Source organism: Streptomyces sp. NPDC101225 (assembly GCF_044767585.1).
In the GTDB taxonomy this organism is placed as follows: Bacteria; Actinomycetota; Actinomycetes; order Streptomycetales; family Streptomycetaceae; genus Streptomyces.
In genome coordinates, this window is sequence record NZ_JBIWOE010000031.1 from 91,398 (window position 1) to 112,124 (window position 20,727).

20 protein-coding genes are annotated in these 20,727 nt (G+C 73.3%); 13 read left to right on the forward strand and 7 right to left on the reverse strand.

Annotated features, from left to right (window positions below; all coding sequences use genetic code 11):
- Positions 1-340: 340 nt before the first annotated feature.
- Positions 341-1,441 (forward strand): hypothetical protein, encoded by a 1,101-nt coding sequence (locus tag ACIRPX_RS33205; RefSeq protein ID WP_404202194.1) that lies wholly within the window; start codon positions 341-343, stop codon positions 1,439-1,441.
- Positions 1,442-1,453: 12 nt separating this feature from the next.
- Positions 1,454-2,584 carry a phosphotransferase family protein gene (locus ACIRPX_RS33210; protein ID WP_404202196.1) on the forward strand — a complete coding sequence of 377 codons (1,131 nt, stop codon included), beginning with the start codon at positions 1,454-1,456 and terminating at the stop codon, positions 2,582-2,584.
- A gap of 10 nt (positions 2,585-2,594) precedes the next feature.
- On the opposite strand, the gene ACIRPX_RS33215 is transcribed toward ACIRPX_RS33210, so the two are convergent.
- Positions 2,595-3,029: a hypothetical protein gene (locus tag ACIRPX_RS33215; RefSeq protein WP_404202198.1), complete on the reverse strand. Its 435-nt coding sequence runs from the start codon at positions 3,027-3,029 to the stop codon at positions 2,595-2,597.
- 260 nt (positions 3,030-3,289) lie between these two features.
- Here ACIRPX_RS33215 and ACIRPX_RS33220 point away from each other — a divergent pair, with 260 nt between their 5' ends.
- From ACIRPX_RS33220 to fxsA, 4 genes are all read left to right on the forward strand, one after another.
- Positions 3,290-3,730 (forward strand): Lrp/AsnC family transcriptional regulator, encoded by a 441-nt coding sequence (locus tag ACIRPX_RS33220; protein WP_016434164.1) that lies wholly within the window; start codon positions 3,290-3,292, stop codon positions 3,728-3,730.
- Between the two features lie 79 nt (positions 3,731-3,809).
- A complete protein-coding gene (locus tag ACIRPX_RS33225; protein ID WP_404202200.1) occupies positions 3,810-5,417 on the forward strand; it encodes an amidohydrolase in 1,608 nt (535 codons plus the stop codon).
- A gap of 534 nt (positions 5,418-5,951) precedes the next feature.
- Positions 5,952-6,746, forward strand: a complete 795-nt coding sequence (locus ACIRPX_RS33230; RefSeq protein ID WP_404202202.1) for a polyprenol monophosphomannose synthase — start codon at positions 5,952-5,954, stop codon at positions 6,744-6,746.
- A gap of 85 nt (positions 6,747-6,831) precedes the next feature.
- On the forward strand, positions 6,832-7,392 hold the full coding sequence (fxsA, locus tag ACIRPX_RS33235; protein WP_404202204.1) for an FxsA family membrane protein: 561 nt from the start codon (positions 6,832-6,834) through the stop codon (positions 7,390-7,392).
- 100 nt (positions 7,393-7,492) lie between these two features.
- Here the strand turns inward: fxsA and ACIRPX_RS33240 are convergent, their stop codons facing one another.
- The 4 genes from ACIRPX_RS33240 to ACIRPX_RS33255 all read right to left on the reverse strand — a co-directional run bounded on the left by ACIRPX_RS33240 (position 7,493) and on the right by ACIRPX_RS33255 (position 10,997).
- Positions 7,493-7,867, reverse strand: coding sequence for an RNA polymerase-binding protein RbpA (locus ACIRPX_RS33240; protein WP_003977404.1), 375 nt, complete (start codon positions 7,865-7,867; stop codon positions 7,493-7,495).
- Between the two features lie 278 nt (positions 7,868-8,145).
- On the reverse strand, positions 8,146-9,483 hold the full coding sequence (locus tag ACIRPX_RS33245) for an MFS transporter (protein ID WP_404202206.1): 1,338 nt from the start codon (positions 9,481-9,483) through the stop codon (positions 8,146-8,148).
- 60 nt (positions 9,484-9,543) lie between these two features.
- The gene (locus tag ACIRPX_RS33250) at positions 9,544-10,311 is read right to left on the reverse strand and encodes a glycerophosphodiester phosphodiesterase (RefSeq protein WP_404202207.1); all 768 of its coding nucleotides are present in this window, start codon (positions 10,309-10,311) and stop codon (positions 9,544-9,546) included.
- On the reverse strand, positions 10,308-10,997 hold the full coding sequence (locus ACIRPX_RS33255; RefSeq protein WP_404202209.1) for a YitT family protein: 690 nt from the start codon (positions 10,995-10,997) through the stop codon (positions 10,308-10,310). The genes ACIRPX_RS33250 and ACIRPX_RS33255 overlap by 4 nt, the downstream gene beginning before the upstream one ends.
- A 64-nt stretch (positions 10,998-11,061) precedes the next feature.
- Here ACIRPX_RS33255 and ACIRPX_RS33260 point away from each other — a divergent pair, with 64 nt between their 5' ends.
- Positions 11,062-12,570, forward strand: a complete 1,509-nt coding sequence (locus ACIRPX_RS33260; protein WP_404202211.1) for a PLP-dependent aminotransferase family protein — start codon at positions 11,062-11,064, stop codon at positions 12,568-12,570.
- Positions 12,571-12,626: 56 nt separating this feature from the next.
- On the opposite strand, the gene ACIRPX_RS33265 is transcribed toward ACIRPX_RS33260, so the two are convergent.
- Both ACIRPX_RS33265 and ACIRPX_RS33270 read right to left on the reverse strand, forming a co-directional pair.
- Positions 12,627-14,351 carry a hypothetical protein gene (locus ACIRPX_RS33265; RefSeq protein ID WP_404202213.1) on the reverse strand — a complete coding sequence of 575 codons (1,725 nt, stop codon included), beginning with the start codon at positions 14,349-14,351 and terminating at the stop codon, positions 12,627-12,629.
- 40 nt (positions 14,352-14,391) lie between these two features.
- The gene (locus tag ACIRPX_RS33270; protein WP_016434155.1) at positions 14,392-14,586 is read right to left on the reverse strand and encodes a hypothetical protein; all 195 of its coding nucleotides are present in this window, start codon (positions 14,584-14,586) and stop codon (positions 14,392-14,394) included.
- A 260-nt stretch (positions 14,587-14,846) separates the two neighbouring features.
- Between ACIRPX_RS33270 and ACIRPX_RS33275 the strand changes: the two genes are divergently transcribed.
- The 6 genes from ACIRPX_RS33275 to ACIRPX_RS33300 form a co-directional block, all read left to right on the forward strand.
- Positions 14,847-15,239, forward strand: coding sequence for an ankyrin repeat domain-containing protein (locus ACIRPX_RS33275; protein WP_404202215.1), 393 nt, complete (start codon positions 14,847-14,849; stop codon positions 15,237-15,239).
- Positions 15,240-15,540: 301 nt separating this feature from the next.
- Positions 15,541-16,959: a HEAT repeat domain-containing protein gene (locus tag ACIRPX_RS33280; protein ID WP_404202217.1), complete on the forward strand. Its 1,419-nt coding sequence runs from the start codon at positions 15,541-15,543 to the stop codon at positions 16,957-16,959.
- Between the two features lie 186 nt (positions 16,960-17,145).
- Positions 17,146-18,291: a glycosyltransferase family 4 protein gene (locus ACIRPX_RS33285; protein ID WP_404202219.1), complete on the forward strand. Its 1,146-nt coding sequence runs from the start codon at positions 17,146-17,148 to the stop codon at positions 18,289-18,291.
- A complete protein-coding gene (locus ACIRPX_RS33290; protein WP_404202221.1) occupies positions 18,288-19,445 on the forward strand; it encodes a glycosyltransferase in 1,158 nt (385 codons plus the stop codon). Before ACIRPX_RS33285 ends, ACIRPX_RS33290 begins: the two co-directional genes overlap by 4 nt.
- Positions 19,442-20,290, forward strand: coding sequence for an SGNH/GDSL hydrolase family protein (locus tag ACIRPX_RS33295; RefSeq protein WP_404202223.1), 849 nt, complete (start codon positions 19,442-19,444; stop codon positions 20,288-20,290). Before ACIRPX_RS33290 ends, ACIRPX_RS33295 begins: the two co-directional genes overlap by 4 nt.
- Before the next feature lie 115 nt (positions 20,291-20,405).
- On the forward strand, positions 20,406-20,727 hold a 322-nt coding region (locus tag ACIRPX_RS33300; RefSeq protein WP_404202236.1), incomplete at its 3' end, for a helix-turn-helix domain-containing protein.

The following is a 20,727-nucleotide window of genomic DNA, read 5'->3' on the forward strand; positions in this document are numbered from 1 at the left end:
TCGCGACCTGCGGGGCCGCCAGCCTGACCCACTCCGGGTCGTGGCGGCCCGGCAGCGTGCGGCCCCGGTCGGCCCAGACGCGCATCAGGTCGCGGTAGATCGGCGGGTCCTGCGGCTGCGGCGGCGCGGGCGGAACCGTTCCTGTGGGAGGCGGCACGAACACACGGCGCTGACGCCCGATGGCGGAGTAGGTGGGGGTCATACCAGGGCAACGCGGAGACGGGCGGCAGGTCACCTTTCCGCGGAATCGAGCGTGAGTTCGCGGACGTACCGCCGCTGCCCTGGTCACCGCCGACCGTCTGACGTACCGTCAGGTCAGGTGTCCCCAGGGAGGTTTGGCGTGGCCGACGACCGCCCCGTACCGCTCGACGAGTACCCCGTGCACCAGGTCCCGCTCTCCATGAAGCACGTGGCGACCGGAGACCGGAACGCCTACGACCGCTGCATCTTCCACGTCCTCGACCACGAGGGACGCGCGCTGCTCGTCGTGGGCCTCGGCGTGTACCCCAACGTCGGTGTGATCGACGCGTACGCGACCCTGCGGACCGGGGACACCTTGCACGCGCTGCGCGCCTCGGACGCCCTCGGCGACGACCGCACGAAGCTGGCCGTGGGCCCGCTCAGGATCGAGGTGGAGCAGCCCCTGCGACGGCTGCGGCTGGTCGCCGACGACGACGCGCTCTCGTACGACCTCACCTGGACCGCCGGGTTCCCGGCCCTGTGGGAGCCCCACCACCTCCAGCGCCGGGGCGGCCGGCTCACCCTGGAAGGGCGCCGTTTCGTGCAGGCGGGCACGGTGGCGGGGGTCGTCCGGGCCGGCGGTGAGGAGTTCCGGGTCACGTCCGGCGGGTGGACCGGCACCCGTGACCGCAGCTGGGGGGTGCGGCCCATACCGGGGGAGGAGGGCGGCCGCCTGGCCGACGCGCATCCGACCGAGGGCTTCCACTGGCTGTGGTGCCCGGTGCGCTTCGAGGACCGCTTCCTGATGGTGATCGTCCAGGAGGACGCGGACGGCTACCGCTCCCTGAACGACGCCACCCTGGTCCGCCCCGGCCACCGCGACCGCCAACTCGGCTGGCCGCAGGCCGAGATCAGCTACCGCCCCGGCACCCGCGAGCCCGTCCGCGCCCTCGTCCACCTGGGCGACGTCCGCGAGCCCCGGGAGCTTCAGGCCGAGATCCTCACCTCCTCCCCGCTGGCCGTCGGCGCCGGCTACCCGCCGGCCGACGACTGGCAGCACGGCACCTGGCGCGGCCCCGGCTGGACGGACCGGCGCACCTACGACCTGAGCCGGCCGCACGGCCTGGCCGCCTACGGCGTCACCGACCACGCCGCGCGCTTCCGCCTGGACGGCCGCACCGGGTACGGCATCTTCGAACACGGCTCGTTCGGGCGGCACGACCCGAGCGGCTTCACGGACTTCACATCGGTCGCACCGTAGGGGGTTCGCGTCATGGCCAAGACACCCCGGCCTCGTACCACCACCCCACCCCGGGCGCGGCTTCGCGCGCGCGGGGCAACCCGCGACCCCGAGGAGACCGCCCGCCGCCTGACCGCCTGGCTCGACGCCCGCCTGCCCGGCGCCCGTGCGGTCAGGACGGCCGTCCCCGAGTCCAACGGCATGTCCAGCGAGACCCTGCTCTTCGAGATCGAGCACCCCGGGCCCCCGGCGCGCGCCTGCGCGCTGCGGCTCGCGGCGGACCCGGCCGCGTACACCGTCTTCCCGGTGTACGACATGCCGCGCCAGTACCGCACGATGCGCGTGGTGGCGGAGCACTCGGACCTGCCCGTGCCGCGGCTGCTGTGGCTGGAGGAGGACCCCGGTCCGCTCGGAGCGCCGTTCTTCGTGATGGAGCGGGCCCAGGGCCGCGTGCCGCCCGACGTGATGCCCTACACCTACGAGGGCAACTGGCTGCACGCCGCCAGTGACGCCGAGCGCGGGCGGCTGGAGGCCGCCTCGATCGGGCTGCTGGCCCGGCTGCACGACCAAGTGCCGCCCGCCGAGGCCGCGTTCCTCGCCCTCCCGGGCGAGGGCGACGCCCTGCGCCGGCATGTCACCGCCCAGCGCGCCTACTACGAGTGGGTCGTCGACACGCGCGCCCGCTCACCCCTCATCGAGGCGGCGTTCGACCGGCTGGAGGAGCTGTGGCCGCGCGACCCGGGCCCGCCGGTGCTCAACTGGGGCGACGCGCGCATCGGCAACGTCGTCTACGACGGCTTCGAGCCCGTCGCCGTCCTGGACTGGGAGATGGCCGCCCTGGCCCCGCGCGAGGTCGACCTCGGCTGGACCGTCTACCTGCACCGCTTCTTCCAGGACCTGACGAGCGCCTTCGGCCGGCCGGGGCTGCCGGACTTCCTGCGCCGCGATCGCGTGGAGGCCCGCTACGCCCGCCTCACCGGCCACACACCGCGCGACATGGACTTCCACACCCTCTACGCCGCGCTGCGGCACGCGATCGTCATGCTGCGGATCGCCTACCGGCAGGTGCACTTCGGCGAGGCGGCCGTCCCGGCGGACCCGGACACGCTGATCCTGCACCACGGCAGTCTGCGGGCCATGGTGCAGGGCAGCTACTGGGATTGAGCGAGGGCGCTCAGGCGGCCTGGCCGCGCAGCACGGGGACCCGGATCGGGCGCGAGCCCGGTCCGCCGACGTGCGAGAACGGCTGCGTCCGCCAGTCGAGCCCCTGAGGGAGCGTCAGCAGCAGCGCGGTGTCCTGCTCCTGGGGCCGGAAGGACGCGTCCGCGGCCCGTGCCTCGGTGGCCCTGCGGCCCGTGCCGGCGCACACCGTCAGGCCGAACGGGTTCCACGGCGAGGCACACAGCGCGTGCTCCGGCAGGATCTCCTCGTCCGCCAGCAGCGCGATGGGCTGCGCGCAGTCCGGGCAGATCACCCGGTACATCTCGAAGGTGTCGTACGCGTCCAACTCCTCGTCGAAGTCGTCCGGTTCGACGCCCTCCGGATCGGGCTCGGTGACCGCCTGGAGGCGCTTGGGCGCGGTACGGCCAGGGCGCTTAAGACTCTTCATGGGTTCTCCCCCTCGGGCTGGGCCGTTCAGGCACTGCGGCCTCGACCACAGCAAGCACTTCCCGCCCCGTCACGGCGGTAATCACGAGAGCATCACGGAGCGGCCCCGTCGGCTGTGGCGTTCGTCACATGCCGCCCGCAGATGCCTGCCCGGGTGTCGCCGGGACGGCTCACCGCCGGCCCCGGCCACGTCACAGACCGGGCATGAGCCATGCTGCCGAGGTATCCCGGGAGGTCAGGCGCACTGTAGGTTCTTGCGCCATGGAGGAGCTGGATCGTCAGATCGTGCAGCTGCTCGTCAAGGACGGGCGGATGAGCTACACAGACCTGGGCAAGGCCACGGGCCTGTCCACGTCGGCCGTGCACCAGCGGGTGCGCCGGCTGGAACAGCGTGGCGTCATCCGCGGCTATGCCGCGGTGGTCGACCCCGAAGCCGTCGGGCTGCCCATGACCGCCTTCATCTCGGTGAAGCCGTTCGACCCCAGCGCCCCCGACGACATCGCCGACCGCCTGGCCGGCGTCCCCGAGATCGAGGCCTGCCACAGCGTCGCGGGCGACGAGAACTACATCCTCAAGGTCCGGGTGGCGACCCCGCACGAACTGGAGGAGCTGCTGGCCCGGCTGCGGTCGCTGGCGGGTGTCTCCACACGCACGACGGTGGTCCTGTCGACGCCGTACGAGGCGCGTCCGCCGCGCGTCTGAGGCGCGCCGCCCCGCCGGGGGACCCGGCAGGCGAGCCCCAGGTGCGGGCCCGCCGCCGGGGCGCGAGAAACTGTCGGTCATGAGCACGCGCACCCCCGAGCCGAGAACCGTCCTGCTCCGCCGTGGAGAGGTACACAGCCCCGCCGACCCGTTCGCGACCGCGATGGTCGTGGAGCGCGGCCAGGTCGCCTGGGTCGGCTCCGAGGGCGCCGCCGACGCCTTCGCCGAGGGGGTCGACGAGGTCGTCGACCTCGACGGCGCCCTCGTCACCCCGGCGTTCACCGACGCCCATGTGCACACCACGTCCACCGGTCTCGCCCTCACCGGCCTCGACCTCTCGGACGCCCCTTCCCTGGAGACGGCACTCGCCCGCGTGCGGGACTTCGCCGCGGCCCGGCCGCGGGACACGGTCCTGCTCGGGCACGGCTGGGACGCCTCCCGCTGGCCCGGCGGCCGCCCCCCGACGCGCGCGGAACTGGACGAGGCCGCCGGCGGCCGCCCCCTCTATCTCTCCCGGATCGACGTCCACTCGGCGGTCGTCACGACCTCCCTGCTGGACCTCGCGCCCGGCCTGGGCGCGGAGTCCGGCGACGGTCCGCTGACCGCCGGCGCCCACCACGCCGTACGCGCCGCCGCGTTCGCGGCCGTGACGCCGGCCCAGCGCGCCGAGGCCCAGCGCGCCGCGCTCGCCCACGCGGCCTCCCTCGGCATCGGCTCGGTCCACGAGTGCGCCGGCCCGGACATCTCCTCCGAGGACGACTTCACGGCCCTTCTGCGCCTGGCGGCCGACGAGGCGACCCCGCGGGTCGTCGGCTACTGGGCGGAGCGGGACGTGCAGAAGGCGCGCGAGCTGGGTGCCGTGGGCGCGGCCGGCGACCTCTTCGTCGACGGCGCCCTCGGCTCGCACACCGCCTGCCTGCACACGCCGTACGCCGACGCCGGCCACACCGGCACCGCCTACCTGGACGCCGCCGCCGTGGCCGCCCACGTCACGGCCTGCACCGAGGCCGGGCTCCAGGCGGGCTTCCACGCCATCGGCGACGCCGCGGTCAGCACGGTCGCCGAGGGCGTGCGCGCCGCCGCCGAGAAGATCGGACCGGCCCGCGTCCGCGCCGCACGGCACCGTGTCGAGCACGCCGAGATGCTCACCCCGCAGACCGTCGCGGCCTTCGCCGAGCTGGGACTGACCGCCTCCGTCCAGCCCGCCTTCGACGCGCTGTGGGGCGGCGAGGACGGCATGTACGCCCGGCGTCTGGGCGTGGACCGGGCCCGTACCCTCAACCCCTTCGCGGCCCTGCTCAAGGCGGGTGTCCCGCTCGCCTTCGGCTCCGACAGCCCGGTCACGCCGCTCGACCCCTGGAGCACGGTCCGCGCCGCCGCCTTCCACCGCACTCCCGAGCACCGGGTCTCCGTGCGCGCCGCGTTCACCGCCCACACCCGCGGGGGCTGGCGGGCGATCGGGCGGGACGACGCGGGCGTCCTGGTGCCCGGCGCGCCGGCCGACTACGCCGTGTGGCACACCGGCGAACTGGTGGTCCAGGCTCCGGACGACCGGGTCGCCCGCTGGTCCACCGACCCCCGCTCCGGCACCCCCGGCCTGCCCGACCTCGCCCCCGGCCGTGACCTGCCCGTCTGTCTGCGCACGGTGGTCGGCGGACGGACCGTCTTCGTAGGGCCGGGCGAGTGATCTCCCGGGGTGGCGCCGCGCCGAACAGGGCCCGGCACGGCGTCGTACGACCTGCGTGTCCTCGGCCCTGACCAGGACTTTGACGAAAGACTCGCAGGTCAAACGACTGTTGACAGCCGATGGCAGGGGGCCGGTAGGTTCGGCCGAGTCCACCACCGGACGCCCGACCGGGGAACTTCTTCGCGCCAGTCGCAGCGCCGCTGGGTCAGGGACGGTGCGCCGTACCGGAGCACCGCCACTGGGAGCCAGGCTCAGCGCCCGCGCGCGACGAGGGAACGTTCCGGCCGGCCGGGGAGGTGTGACCCGGGTGGGGCCCGGGCGCTCAGTAGACAACGGCTTTCGGTCGATCCGCAGCCAGCGGATCCCAGGTCGGCCCGAAGGGCGCCGGGCCCCCATCCGCAGGCGCAAACCCGCCCGAATACGCGTTCTTACCCCGCTCTTGGGGAATCGACACCACGATACGAACGAGCTGTCACGTCATCGCAGGCCGTGGCCACTATGGTGGACGTCTGCGACGGACTTGAAGGGGCAGTAGTGAACGACGGCGACGGGACCCTCGCGGCACAGTCCCCGGGGAGGAAGTTCGGCCCGCTCGGCACGGCCTTGGTGATCATCCCGACCTACAACGAGGCGGAGAACATCAAGTCCATCGTCGGCCGGGTGCGCGAGGCCGTCCCCGAGGCGCACGTCCTCGTGGCCGACGACAACAGCCCCGACGGCACGGGCAAGCTCGCGGACGAACTGGCGGTCGGGGACGACCACGTCCAGGTGCTGCACCGCAAGGGCAAGGAGGGCCTCGGCGCCGCCTACCTCGCGGGTTTCCGCTGGGGCCTGGACAACGGTTACGGAGTCCTCGTCGAGATGGACGCCGACGGCTCGCACCAGCCGGAGGAACTGCCGCGCCTGCTCACCGCGCTCAAGAGCGCGGACCTGGTCCTCGGCTCCCGCTGGGTGCCCGGCGGCCGCGTGGTGAACTGGCCCCGGAGCCGCGAGATCATCTCCCGCGGCGGCAGCCTCTACTCGCGCCTGGCCCTCGACCTTCCGCTGCGCGACATCACCGGCGGCTACCGCGCCTTCCGGCGCGAGACGCTGGAGGGACTCGGCCTCGACCAGGTCGCCTCCCAGGGCTACTGCTTCCAGGTCGACCTCGCCCGCCGCGCGGTCAGGGCCGGCTACCACGTGGTCGAGGTGCCGATCACCTTCGTCGAGCGCGAACTCGGCGATTCGAAGATGAGCCGCGACATCCTCGTCGAGGCCCTGTGGCGGGTCACGGCGTGGGGCGTGGGGGAGCGGGTCGACAAGGTCACCGGCCGCGGCCGCAAGGGCTGAGCGGCCGCCGCGTCCCCCTCGTGTCACGGGACCGGTTGATCATGCGCTTATCCCGGACTGAGCCGGGCCCAGGCACACTGGATGCATGACGACTGGTGCTCCGACCCCCACCCATCCCGCCCGGCCGAGGCGCTCCCGGCTGCGGACCTTCCTGCCGCTGGGTGTGGCGGCCTGGCTGGTGCTGGAGATCTGGCTGCTGACCGTGGTCGCGGGCGCGTCGAACGGGCTGACCGTCTTCCTGCTGCTGCTCGCCGGGTTCGTGGCCGGCGCGGCGGTGATCAAGAAGGCGGGACGCCGGGCCTTCCAGAGCCTCAACGAGGCGCTGCAGCGCGGCGGCACCCCGCAGAGCGAGAGCAGTGGTGGCAACGGCCTGATGATGCTGGGCGGTCTGCTGCTGATGATCCCGGGCCTGATCTCGGACGCGGTGGGACTGCTCCTGCTGATCCCCCCGGTCCAGAAGGCCCTCGGCCGCCTCACCGGGCGCACCCTCGACCGCAGGCTGCGCGAGGCCCGGCCGGGCGGGTTCGGCGACGCCTTCCAGCAGGCGCGCATCCACCGCCCCGACGGCAAGGTCGTCCAGGGCGAGGTCGTCCGGGACGAGCCCGGGGACGCCCCGCAGGACCCGCCTCCGCCGCTGACGCGCTGATCACCGCCTTACGGCAGACGACTGCGGGCGTCCACGTGAATCCACGTGGACGCCCGCAGTCGCTTGCGTGCGTCGGTCCGCCGCTCGGCCCCGGCGGGAACTAAGCCGACTTGCGGCTGTCCCTCGGGTGGACCGCGATGTTCATCGCGCCCGAACGGAGAACGGCCAGGCGCTCCTCGAGGACCTCTTCGAGTTCCTCGCGGGTGCGCCGCTCCATCAGCATGTCCCAATGCGTACGCGCGGGCTTGGCCTTCTTTTCCTCAGGGCCGTCGCCGTCGACGAGGAGTGCCTGGGCTCCGCAGACCTTGCACTCCCACTCCGGCGGGATCTCCGCCTCGACCGAGAAGGGCATCTCGAAGCGGTGCCCCTTCTCACATGCGTACTCCACGGCCTGGCGCGGGGCCAGGTCGATACCGCGGTCCGTCTCGTAGCTGGTCACCACGAGGCGCGTGCCGCGAAGAGCTCGCTCACTCATGAATCGTGCCTCCCGGGCTTGTCGCCCACAGGACAGGTGTCGCTGTCGTCGTCATCCGGTCAACGTCCGGTCGGCGGTAAAGATTCCCGTCCCGTGTCCCGTTCCGGGTCATGCGTCGCCGTCGTAGCCGCAGCCTTGCTGACCAATGTCGTACCCACCGGCGCCCGGTTTGTCACATCTGGTAGCAGATGTCACCCAGCGTTTCGGCATCTTTGACGCGCAGTAACGGTACGCCTGGCAGGCCAAACGCGTACACTACAGCCCTTTCGCCATGAGCGCTAAATCGTGTCCGGGACCGGATTGCCCGCCTCGGAGATCGCCCGGCGTACGGGTACCCGTGCGAGCAGGGCGAATCCGATGACGAAGAAGGCGACGAGCGAGATGATCGCGTCACGATAACTTCCGGTCAGCTGGTAGGTGATCCCGAACAGCAGGGGGCCGAGCCAGCTCATGCCCCGGTCGCTCATCTCGTACGCCGAGAAGTACTCGGCCTCCTTGCCGGGCGGGACCAGATGCGAGAACAGGGAGCGGGACAGGGCCTGGCTGCCGCCGAGCACGAGACCGATCCCGGACGCCAGGACGAAGAACCACACCGGCGCCCCGGGCGGCAGGAAGTACCCGGCCGCGAGGGTCACGGTCCAGGCCACCAGTGAACCGAGGATCGTCCGCTGGGCACCGTACGTCCGGGCCAGCCGGCCCATCCCCAGGGCACCCGCGACCGCCAGCACCTGCACCAGCAGGACGGCTCCGATGAGGGTCGACTGCCCGAGCCCCAGCTCCTCCGAGCCGTAGACCGAGGCCTGGGAGATCACCGTCTGGATGCCGTCGTTGTAGACGAGGTACGCCACCAGGAAGGCGAGGGTGAGCGGATGGCGGCGCATGTCCCGTACGGTGGCCGCCAGTTGGCGCACCCCGGGAGCGGTGGCCTGCTTCGGCCCGGTCGAGGCGCGGTCCCGCAGCCGCCGCAGCGGGACGAGGGTGAAGGCCCCCCACCACAGGCCGGCGGTGGCCAGGCAGATGCGGACGGCCGTGGTCTCGGAGACGCCGAAGGAGCCGTGCGCCAGGTACAGCACCAGGTTGGCGATCAGGACCAGCGAGCCCGCCGCGTACCCGAAGGCCCAGCCCCGGGAGGAGACGGCGTCACGCTCCTCGGGCGGGGCGATCTGGGGCAGGTAGGAGTTGTAGAGCATCATCCCGACGGACTGGGCCGCGTTCGCGACGATCAGCAGCAGGCCGCCGAGCAGATAGCGGTCGCCGTCCAGGAAGAACATGCCCGTGGTGGCCGCGGCGCCCACGTAGGCGGTGATGCCGAGCAGCGGCTTCTTGCGGCCGGTCCGGTCGGCGGCCGCGCCCACCATGGGCATCACCAGCACGGCCACGATCACCGACAGCGAGACCGAGTACGCGAAGAAGGAGCCGGCGCGCACCGGGACGCCCAGCGGGTGGACGTACCCGTCCGCGTCCGCCGCGGACTTGGCCACCGACGTCAGGTAGGGGCCCAGGAACACGGTGAGCACGCTCGTCGAGTAGACGGAGCAGGCCCAGTCGTAGAAGTACCAGCCGCGCTGTTCCCGCTGCCGGTCCAGGACGTCCGTCCGCACGGTGTCCGCGCTCACCCGTGCCCTCGCTTCCCCGATGACGTGCGGTGCGAAGGATCGGGGAGGCGTGCCGGGCGCTCAGGCCCAGACGCCGCGTTCTTCCATGACCTTGCGCAACGTTCCGATGTGATCGGTCATGATGCCATCAACGCCCAGATCCAGGAGCCGGTGCATGCCGTCGGGTTCGTTGACGGTCCACACGTGCACCTGGAGCCCGCGCGCGTGGGCCGTGCGCACGAACCGGTGGTCGACGACCTGGATGCCGGACTGCGCCTCGGGCACCTGGGCGGCGACCGCGGTGGCGCGCAGCGCGGCCGGGACGCCCCAGGAGCGAAGCCGCAGGTTGAGCACGCCACGCGTGCCGTACGACGTGGCAAGGCGCGGGCCCGCCAGCCGCTGGGCGCGCACCACCCGCGCCTCGGAGAACGAGCCCACGCACACCCGGTCCCACGCACGCGTGCGCTCGATCAGGTCCAGGAAGGGGTGCAGCGAGGACTCCGCCTTGAGGTCGACGTTCCAGCGCACCCCGGGGAAGGTCTCCAGCAGCTCCTCGAACAGCGGCACCGGTTCCCTGCCCGCCACGCGCGCCTGGCTCACGGTCTTCCACGGCAGGTCCGCTATGCGGCCCGCGCCGTCGGTCACCCGGTCCAGGGTCGCGTCGTGGAAGGCGACCAGCTTGCCGTCCGCCGTGGTGTGCACGTCGGTCTCGATGTAGCGGTAGCCCGCCTCCACCGCCCGCCCGAACTGCAGTGCCGTGTTCTCCAGGCCGTCCGCGGCCCCGCCCCGATGGGCGAAGGCGATCGGTCCGGGATGGTCGAGATAGGGGTGGCGTATCCGCGAGGTCACGGACGCAGTATCGCCCCTTGCGGTTGCCCCGCGGCAACGACCGTGCTGCCGCCGGATGCCGACGGGACGTCGAACACCCGCAGGAAGAGCTGGGCGAGCGGGCCGATCGACACCGCGTACAGGACCGTGCCGATGCCGACGGTGCCGCCGAGGGCGAAGCCGGTGGCGACCACCGCCACCTCGACCGCCGTCCGCATCAGACGGATGGAACGGCCGGTACGCCGGTGCAGTCCGGTCATCAGCCCGTCCCGCGGGCCCGGCCCGAACCGGGCGGAGATGTAGAGCCCGGTGGCCGCGCCGTTGAGCAGGACGCCGGCCAGCAGGAGCGGAATCCGTACGGCCAGGGAGTGCGCGTCCGGAACGAGGGCGAGCGTGCCGTCCATGGCGAGGCCGACCACGAAGACGTTGGAGACCGTGCCGAGCCCCGGTCGCTGGCGCAGCGGGATCCACAGGAGCAGCACCGCCGCGCCCACGACGATCGACACGACGCCGATGGTGAGGCCGGTGAGTTCGGCGAGGCCCTGGTGCAGGACGTTCCAGGGCTCCAGGCCCAGGCCCGCCTCGACCAGCAGCGCGGAGCTCGCCCCGTACAGCACCAGGCCGGTGTACAGCTGGATCAGCCGCCGCCCGTGACGGCCCTTCGTGGACAAGAGATACCCCCCAGTGGTGGCAGTGGCCTGACTCATGTCACCCTGTGGCTTGGGTGGAAGTGTCATCCAGGGCCAATTCGGGGAAGGTGGACTGATTTCCATGGCGCAGTGGACCTCGGCGATGGGCGCGGCGCAGCTGGCCAGACTGCTCAACTCCCAGCAGGACCGCCCGGCGGGGCCCGGCACACGCCGCCCGCCCGCCTACCGCGCGCTCGCCGACGGCATCCGGCTGCTGGTGCTGGAGGGCCGCGTCCCGGTGGCCGCGCGCCTGCCCGCCGAACGCGAGCTGGCCCTGGCCCTGTCCGTCAGCCGTACGACGGTGGCGGCGGCCTACGAGGCGCTGCGCACCGAGGGCTTCCTGGAGTCCCGGCGCGGCGCCGGCAGCTGGACCGCCGTGCCGGCCGGGAACCCGCTGCCCGCGCGCGGCCTGGAGCCGCTGCCGCCCGAGGCCCTGGGCTCCATGATCGACCTGGGCTGCGCCGCCCTGCCCGCGCCGGAGCCGTGGCTGACCCGCGCCGTCCAGGGCGCCCTGGAGGAACTGCCGCCGTACGCCCACACGCACGGCGACTATCCGGCCGGGCTCCCCGCGCTGCGCGCGATGATCGCCGACCGGTACACCGCGCGCGGGATCCCCACGATGCCCGAGCAGATCATGGTGACCACGGGCGCCATGGGTGCCATCGACGCGATCTGCCACCTCTTCGCGGGCCGCGGCGAGCGCGTCGCCGTGGAGTCGCCGTCCTACGCCAACATCCTGCAGCTCATGCGGGAGGCGGGCGCTCGGCTGGTGCCCGTGGCGATGGCCGAGGGGCTGACCGGCTGGGACCTGGACCGGTGGCGGCAGGTCCTGCGGGACGCCGCGCCCCGGATCGCGTACATCGTCGCCGACTTCCACAACCCGACCGGCGCGCTCGCCGGCGACGGCCAGCGGCGGCAGCTGGTGGAGGCGGCCCGCTCCGCCGGAACGGTGCTGATCGCCGACGAGACGATGAGCGAACTGTGGCTGGACGAGGACCTGCAGGAGGGGGCGATGCCGCGGCCCGTCTGCGCCTTCGACCCGGCCGGCTCCAGCGTCATCACCGTCGGGTCGGCCAGCAAGGCCTTCTGGGCGGGGATGCGCATCGGCTGGGTGCGCGCGGCCCCCGACGTGATCCGCAGCCTGGTCGCCGCGCGCGCCTACGCCGATCTGGGCACCCCCGTACTGGAACAGCTCGCGGTGAACTGGCTGTTCAGCACGGGCGGCTGGGAGCAGGCCGTCGAGGTGCGGCGCGGTCAGGCCCGGGAGAACCGGGACGCGCTGATCACCGCGGTGCGCCGCGAGCTGCCCGACTGGGAGTTCGAGGTGCCCAGGGGCGGGCTGACCCTGTGGGTAAGGACCGGTGGCCTGTCCGGCTCGCGGCTCGCCGAGATGGGGGAGCGGGTCGGAGTGCGGGTGCCCTCGGGGCCGCGGTTCGGGGTCGACGGTGCGTTCGAGGGGTACGTACGGCTGCCGTTCACCGTGGGAGGCGCGGTCGCCGAGGAGGCGGCGGTGCGGCTGGCCGCGGCGGCACGGCTGGTCGAGAGCGGGGCGACGGGGGGCGGGGAGACGCCGCGGACGTTCGTGGCGTAGCGGGCCGGAGCCGGGCTGAGCGGGCCGGAGCCGGGCGGAGCGGGCGGGCGGGAGCCCTACGGTGCCTCCGCCGGTACGGCTTTCGCGGACACCGGCTCGGCCTCGGCCCCGTCCTGACCGGCGGGTTGCTTGGTCATGTCCACGGGTGCCCGCTCCGTGGTGACCGGCTCCTTCTCCAGCACGACGGGGCGCGCCCCGTGCGGGTCCGCGCCGAAGGGCTCGGCCGCGTCGGCGTCGGCGGGCTCGCCCTCGGCGGGCCGCGCATCGGCCGGCGTGGTGCGCGGCGGAAGCAGTGCCAGGACCGCCTCGCGGTCCGCGTCGCTCGTCTCCTCGTCGTACGGGTCCGGGGTCGAGGGGACCTGCAGCCGGTGCACCATGCCCGCGCCCAGGCGGGCGTAGCCGCGGCCCGGCGGGACGTCGACGGCCGGCGTCGTGACCGGCAGGGCGCCGAGGACGCCCGCCAGCTGCTCGGCCGTGGCGGGGCCGAGGACGACACGCGCGCGGGTGTGCTGCCGTACGGCGTCGCTCAGCGCCTCCGCGTTGTCGAACTGGTCGGCCACCACGACCGTCACGTTCGCCGCGCGGCCGTGCCGGAGCGGTCCCTGGAGCAGGGACTGCGGGTCGGTGCGGCCGTCCGCGGCGGCGAGGTGGGCGAAGGCGCTCGGCCGGTCCAGGAGGATCCACAGGGGGCGCCTGGTGTCCTCCGGCGGCGGGTGGCCGGCCTGGCGGGCGCGGTTGGCGGCGATGAGCCGTCGCTCCGTCTCGTGGGCGGCCCACTCCAGGGTCGCGAGCGCCCCGGCCAGACCGCACTCGACGGCCAGTACGCCCTCCCGGCCGGTCAGGCACGCGTACTCGCCGGTGCCGCCCTCGATGATCACCACGTCGCCGTGCTGCACCGCCTGGAGGGCGATGCAGCGCAGCAGGGACGTGGTGCCGCTGCCCGGCTGGCCCATGACCAGCAGATGCGGCTCGGTGGAGCGGACGCCGGTGCGCCAGACGACCGGTGGCACGTCGCGCCGCTCCTCGCCGTGGGTGAGCGGGAGCGTGCGCCGGACCTGGGTGGGGTCGGTGAAGCCGAGGACCGTCTCGCCCGGCGCCGTGACGAATCGCTGGGCGGCGATGTCGGTGGGCAGCGGGGGAAGGACCGTGACGGTGAGCCGGTTGCTTTCCTCGTCCCACGCGAAGTGGTATTCGCGGCCGCGGCCCGACTTGGCGTGCAGCAGCTGCTCGATGCGGGTGCGGGAGTCGATCTCGCCGTCGGTGAAGTACGCCGGGTAGCGGATCACGAGGTGGGTGATGCGGCCGGACCCGTCGAACTCGTACGCGGGGAACGCCTTCTCCCACTCGCCGCCGTGGGCGTACAGGGGGGAGGGGTCGCCGGCGAGCGAGAAGTACGGGACCAGCGCCTCGTAGAGCGACCGCAGGCGCTGGGACTGGGACTCGTCGGGCCCGTCGGTCTCCGCCGGCCGGCGCTGCTCCCTGCCCTGCCAGGCTGCCGCCGCCATCAGGGTGATGACGGCGAGCAGCGGGCCGTACGGCATCAGTGCCACGACCAGGACCACCGAGGCCGCCAGGAACAGCAGCGGCCCGCGCCGGTCCTGGGGCGTGTCGGCCCACTTGCGCCGGCCGGCGGCTGCCAGCCGGCGCAGACCACGGGTGATCGAGATCAGCGGGTGGAGGACGTCGGTGGCGCTGTCGGCCGCGGTCCGGGCCAGTTCCCGGCCCCGGGCGATCTGCGCGCTGCCTGTGCTCAGGATGCGAGGAAGGGGGCGCCGGGCCACTGATGTCTCCTGTGGGTGCGTACGGGTGGGACGGGCGGCGTCAGAACTTGATGCCGCCGAGGAGGCTCGCGAGGCTCTCGCCGCCGGCCTTGATGCTCGGGGCGATGGCCGTACTCGCGAGATAGAAGCCGAACAGGGCCGAGACCAGCGCGTGCGACGCCTTCAGCCCGTCCTTGCGGAAGAAGAGGAAGACGATGATGCCGAGCAGGACCACGCCGGAGATGGACAAGATCATTTCAGTTCTCCTGGTTCACGGGGACAGTCACCATGAGTACTTCCAGGATCACAGCATGTATCCATACTACAAAAGGTGCAATTGGGTGAAATTCGGGGTTTTTAACTCGAATGGCCGCGCCGTCCTGCACGGGCCGAGGTGATTTCGTGCATCCGGTCGCTTCTGTGCTGATCCTTACCTCTTGTGAAGCGGCTCATGTGCCACCGGAGCCAGTACCCTGGCGATTCACCTGAACGGTTGCACGGAAGGCGGTCCTGCCGATGAGTGAAGCCCTCGACCCCGAGGTCGTGGAGCTGGCGACCAAGATCTTCGATCTGGCCAGGCAGGGACGGACCGAGGAGCTCGTGGCGTACGTGGACGCGGGCGTTCCGGCCAACCTCACCAACGACCGCGGGGACTCGCTCGTGATGCTCGCGGCGTACCACGGACACGCCGACGCGGTGCGGGCGCTGCTCGGCCGCGGCGCCGAGGGCGACCGGATCAACGACCGGGGGCAGACCCCGCTCGCCGGGGCCGTCTTCAAGGGTGAGACGGAAGTGATCGAAGCCCTCCTGGAGGGCGGTGCCGATCCGGCCGCGGGTACTCCGTCGGCCGTCGACACGGCACGGATGTTCGACAAGGCGGAACTGCTCGACTTGTTCGGCGCACACTGATCCGTCTGTTCCGACCAGCGAAAACACTAGAAACGGGGGAGGCGGTACAGGGCCGCCGAAATTTCGGTCGCGGCAGGCCGAAGTGCCGGGTCATCATGACGTCGTGATTCACGGACGCGATGGCTGGGCAGGTGTTGCCGCACCGCGCGGACCGTGATCGGCCCGCGAGGGCCACTTGACGAGAGGCAGAGGAAGATGGTCTACAGCAAGCAAGAGACGGCGGGCGCCCCGACGTTGTGTCACGCGGCCAGGTAACGCGTGTTCCCCGGTTGCGTCGACGCTTGATGTGAGGCTGTTTCCCATGTTCGATCCGGTCATAGCGCCCAGCGGAACCCTGCTCGGCCTCCTGCAGAGGGGGCGTGGCGACGGCACGCTGCACGCACTCACCGCACCGCGCGCCGAGGCGCTCGCTGCACTGAACCACTGTGTGCTCCGCGACCCCCGCCACGACTGGCAGGTGGAGAACCGCTCCCTCTACTACGCCCGTCTCTACCTCGACCTGAACGGCGAGCTGGACGAGATCGAGGCGCACCTCTTCGACGTCGAGGACGTCTTCGACACCGAGGAGTCCCGCACGGGCCTGGCCCTGGCGGTGCTCGGTCATCTCGCCTCCTACGGCAGGCTGGACGCGCTGGAGCTGCTGCGCAGGTACGCGGCCTCGGGCTCCAACTGGGCCTGGGCCCTGGACGAGCTGGCCCTCAGGGACGACGACGCGGGGCTGCGCGCCCTGGCCGCGCCCGTGCTGGCCCGTTTCGCCACCGACGCCGAGGGCGAGGCCGAACTGGCCGCCGTCGTGCGCGACGCCTTCGAACCCCGGCCGTGGCGGCTGTGGGCCGAGGACCCGCGCGAATCGATCGCCACGCGCGTGCGTGCCGCTCAGGAGACCGGCTGTTTCGACCGCTGGCAGCGGCAGATGCGGCCCGCCGGGCCCCGTCCGGGGTGGAGCGTGCAGGCCGTGTTCGAGTGGGCTCAGCAGGGCGTCGAGCGCGGGGCCGCGCTGCACGTCCCGGCCGCCCGCTGTCTCACGGCCGTGGCCGGCCCCGAGGACCGGCCCGAGATCGTGCGGGCCGCCGAGGACGGCAGCGACGGAGCCCGCTGCACCGCACTGCGCTACCTCGCCGACAGCAATGATCCCGACGCCCTCGATCTGATCGAGGCGGCCGTCGTGACGGGCTCGCCCTTCGTGGTGGAGGCCGCCGTGGACGCCTTCGAACGGATGCGGAGCGTGGCCGCCGTCGAACGGGCCCGCGGCTGGGCCCGCCGGCCGGACGCCCTGGGCGCCGCCGCCGGCCGCATGCTCTCCTGCCGCGGCGGTGCCCAGGACCGGGACCTGGTCCTCGCCGCACTGCGCGAAGCCGTACGGGGCGAGGGGCCCGACGCCCCGACCCTGTGGACCCTCGTCGACGGCACCGGACGGCTCGGCATCGTCTGCGCCGCCCCCGTCCTGCGCCACATCTACCGCGAGACGGCCTCGTCCCATCTGCGCGGCCGGGCCGCCCGCGCCCTGGCCGCCACCGATCCCTCCTTCCCGGCCGGCTTCGCCGTCGAGTGCCTCTGGGACTGCGAGGAGACCACCCGGGAGGTCGCCGCCCGCTACGCCGAGACCGGTGACGCCCGCGTCGTCGAGCAGCTCCGCAGGCTGGCCGCCGACCCGGCCGAGGAGGCCGAGGTGCAGACAGCCGTACGCAGCCGCATCGCGCCCGACGAGCCCGCGATGTGAGCCGGCCCCGCACCGATCGTCCGGTCGGCGGCACGGCCGCCGGATGAACAGCGGGTGACCCGCGGGTCAGGCGGTCATGGACACGGCCTGACCTGCTCGGGCGTGCGGAGGAACGCTCACGGGACGTTCCTCGTCCGGAAAGATCCACGTTGACGCGGCCACGTCCGGTGCGGCGAGAACACGGGTATGCGTGTCGTCATCGTGACCGAATCCTTTCCCCCCGACGTGAACGGCGTGGCCCACTGCGCGCTCCAGACCGCCCGGCACCTCGTAGATCGCGGTCACCTCCCGCTCGTCGTCGCTCCGGCCGCCACCGCTCTCGTCGGCCGGGCCGGTACCGGGCCCGACGCCCAGGCGCCGTGCCCCGTCGTCCGTGTCCCCTCCCTTCCGCTCCCGGGCTATCCCCAGGTCCGTGTCGCCCTGCCCAGCCGCCGCCTCGCCGCGGCCGTCGCCGAGCACCGGGCCGATGTCGTGCACCTGGCCAGCCCCTTCGTCCTCGGCGTCCGCGGCATGGCGGTCGCCGCCCGGCTCGGCGTGCCGGCCGTCGCCGTCTACCAGACGGACCTCGCCGGCTACGCCCGTACCTACATGGGCGCCGGCGAGGCCGCGGCCTGGCGGCGCATCCGCTCCGTCCACTCCGCCGCCGACCTCACGCTCGCCCCCTCCAGCGCGTCGATGCGCGACCTGGAGACCCACGACGTGCCCAGGGTCAGGCTGTGGCCGCGCGGCGTGGACGCCGACCGCTTCCGCCCCGACCTGCGCGACGAGGCCCTGCGCCGTGCGCTCGCCCCGAACGGCGAGGTGATCGTCGGATACGTCGGCCGGCTCGCCCCCGAGAAGCACATCGAGCTCCTGGCCGGTGTCTGCGGCCTCGACGGCGTGAAGGTCGTCGTCGTGGGCGACGGCCCGAGCCGGCCGGCCCTCGGCGAGGCGCTGCCGGGCGCGGTCTTCCTCGGCCGCCGCACCGGCGACGAACTCGCCCGGATCTACGCCTCCCTCGACGTCTTCGCGCACACCGGCCCCTTCGAGACCTTCTGCCAGACCGTGCAGGAGGCCATGGCCGCCGGCGTTCCCGTGGTGGCCCCCGCCGTCGGCGGCCCGCTCGACCTGGTCGTCCAGGGGCGCACCGGTCTGCTGGTGCCGCCGCGCGACGCCGACGCCGTACGGGACGCCGTGCTGTCCCTGGTGACCGACCCGGCCCGGCGGGCCGCCTTCGGCGACACCGCGCGTGCCACCGTCGAGGGCCGCACCTGGGCGGCCGTCGGCGATCAGCTCATCGGGCACTACGCGGACGTCCTGGCCGCGCGCAGGAAGACGGCGGTGGCGGCATGAACTCGCTCCGGATCGTGCGCCTGGCGAACTTCGTCACCCCCGCGTCCGGCGGTCTGCGCACCGCGCTGCGCGAACTCGGCAAGGGCTTCCGGGCGGCCGGGCACGAGCCCGTGCTGATCGTGCCCGGCGAGCGCGCCGACGACCGCGACACCGAGCAGGGGCGCGTCATCACCCTGCCCGGGCCGCTGCTGCCGGGCACCGGCGGATACCGGGTGCTCACCGACAGGCGGCGCGTGGCCCGGGTTCTGGAGGAGCTGGCCCCCGACCGGCTGGAGGTCTCGGACCGGACGACACTCCGGTGGACCGGCAGGTGGGCGCGGCGCGCCCGCGTCCCCGCCGTGATGGTCTCCCACGAGACCGCCGACGGCGTGCTGCGGACCTGGGGAGTGCCGGAGGGGGCGGCCCGGCGTGCCGCCGACGCCCTCAACGTCCGCACCGCGCACACCTACGCGCGCGTGGTGTGCACCACCGAGTTCGCCGAGCGCGAGTTCGTGCGGATCGGCGCCCGCAATGTCGTCCGCGCCCCCTTGGGCGTCGACCTGGTGGAGCGGCACCCGGCGCTGCACGACCCGGGACTTCGCGCACGGTACGCGCGCGAGGAGGAGGCGCTGATCGTCACCTGCACCCGGCTGTCGGTGGAGAAGCGGCCCGGCACCGCGCTGGACGCCCTGGAGGCGCTGCGGCGGCGGGGCAGGCGCGCGGTGCTCGTGGTGGCCGGGGACGGGCCGCTGCGCCCGCGGCTCGAACAGCGCGCGCGGGAGCGCGGGTTGCCGGTCACCTTCCTCGGGCACGTCTCCGACCGCGCCGCGCTGGGCGCCCTCCAGGCCTCCGCCGACGTGTGCCTGGCGCCCGGTCCGGCCGAGACGTTCGGACTGGCCGCCCTGGAGGCGATGGCCTGCGGCACGCCCGTGGTGGTGAGCACGTCCTCCGCGCTGCCCGAGGTGATCGGGTCGGCCGGAGCCGTCGCGGCGGACCACGGGGACGCCTTCGCCGACGCCGTCGACATCCTGCTCGGCCTGTCCGAGGGGGACCGGCGCGGGGCCGCACGCGCGCGTGCGGAGTGCTTCGGATGGAACACGTCCGTGGACGCCTTCCTCGCCGCGCACGACGCGACGGTGCCGGTGCGTCCCTTCCTGCCCGGGAGCGTGGCGTGAGACCGGTGCGTTTCGTCTCCCTCGGGGATTCGCTGACCGAGGGCGTGGGCGATCCCGTCGGGGACGGGTGGCGCGGCTGGGCTGCGCTGCTCGCCGACGGGCTGGCCGCGCACCGCGTCGAGTTCACCAACCTCGCGGTGAGCGGCGCGCAGACCCGTGAGGTGCTGGAGGTCCAGACACCGGCCGGTCTCGAACTGAAGCCGGACATCGCGTCGGTCGTGATCGGTGTCAACGACACCCTGCGCTGCACGTTCGACATCCGCGCCGTCGCCGAACGGCTCGACGCGGTCTACGCCGCCTTCACCGGGCAGGGGGCGACCCTGCTCACGGCCTGTCTGCCCGACCCCGGCTCGATGCTCGGGCTCCCGGGCTCGCTGGCCCGCCCGCTGGCCCGGCGGCAGCGGGCGGTCAACCGGGTGGTCCACGCGCTCTCCGACCGCTACGGGGCCGTCCATCTGCACGCGGCCGAGGCCGACTGGATCACGGACCGTGCGATGTGGAGCGCGGACCGGCTGCATCCGGGGGAGCGCGGGCACCGCCAACTGGCGGTGCGCTTCCACGCGCTGCTGCGGGAGGCGGAGCGTGCCACCGGCAGGGCGCCCTCGCCCGATCCGGAGTTCCCGGCGCCCACCACGTCGGCGAGCCTGCTGTGGCTGGCCACGGCGGGGACCGCGTGGGTGGTGCGGCGCTGCACGGACCTGCTGCCCCAGCTGCTGCGGCTCGCGGCGGACGAGCTGGGGCACCGGGCGCGCGGGACGAGTGCGCGGCTGGACGTGCGGGCGGCTGCCGCGGTCTCCGCCGCGTTGGCCGCGGTGTCCGTCGTCGAGCGGCCCGATGCGGTCTAGTCTTCTGAGTCAGGAATTCTGTTCAGATGTGTAGGGTTGTGGGGTGGCGCGTACTGGGCGGCCGAAGGCCGAGTTGATCCTGTCGGATGAGGAGCGGGCTGCGCTGGAGGGGTGGGTGCGGCGCCGCTCCACGCCGCAGGCGTGGGCCCTGCGGTGCCGGATCATCCTGGCCTGCGCGACGGGTGCGTCGAACAAGGATGTCGCCGCCCGATTCGGTTCGACACCGCACGCGGTGGGCCGGTGGCGGGCGCGGTTCGTCGAGCACCGGATCGCGGGCCTGGGCGACATGCCGCGCTCCGGCGGGCCCGGAACGGTCACCGACGAGCAGGTCGCCGCCGTGGTAAGCGGACGCTGGAGAGCACGCCGAAGAACGCCACGCACTGGTCGACGCGGGCGATGGCCCAGGAGATGGGCCTGTCGCAGTCGAGCGTGTCGCG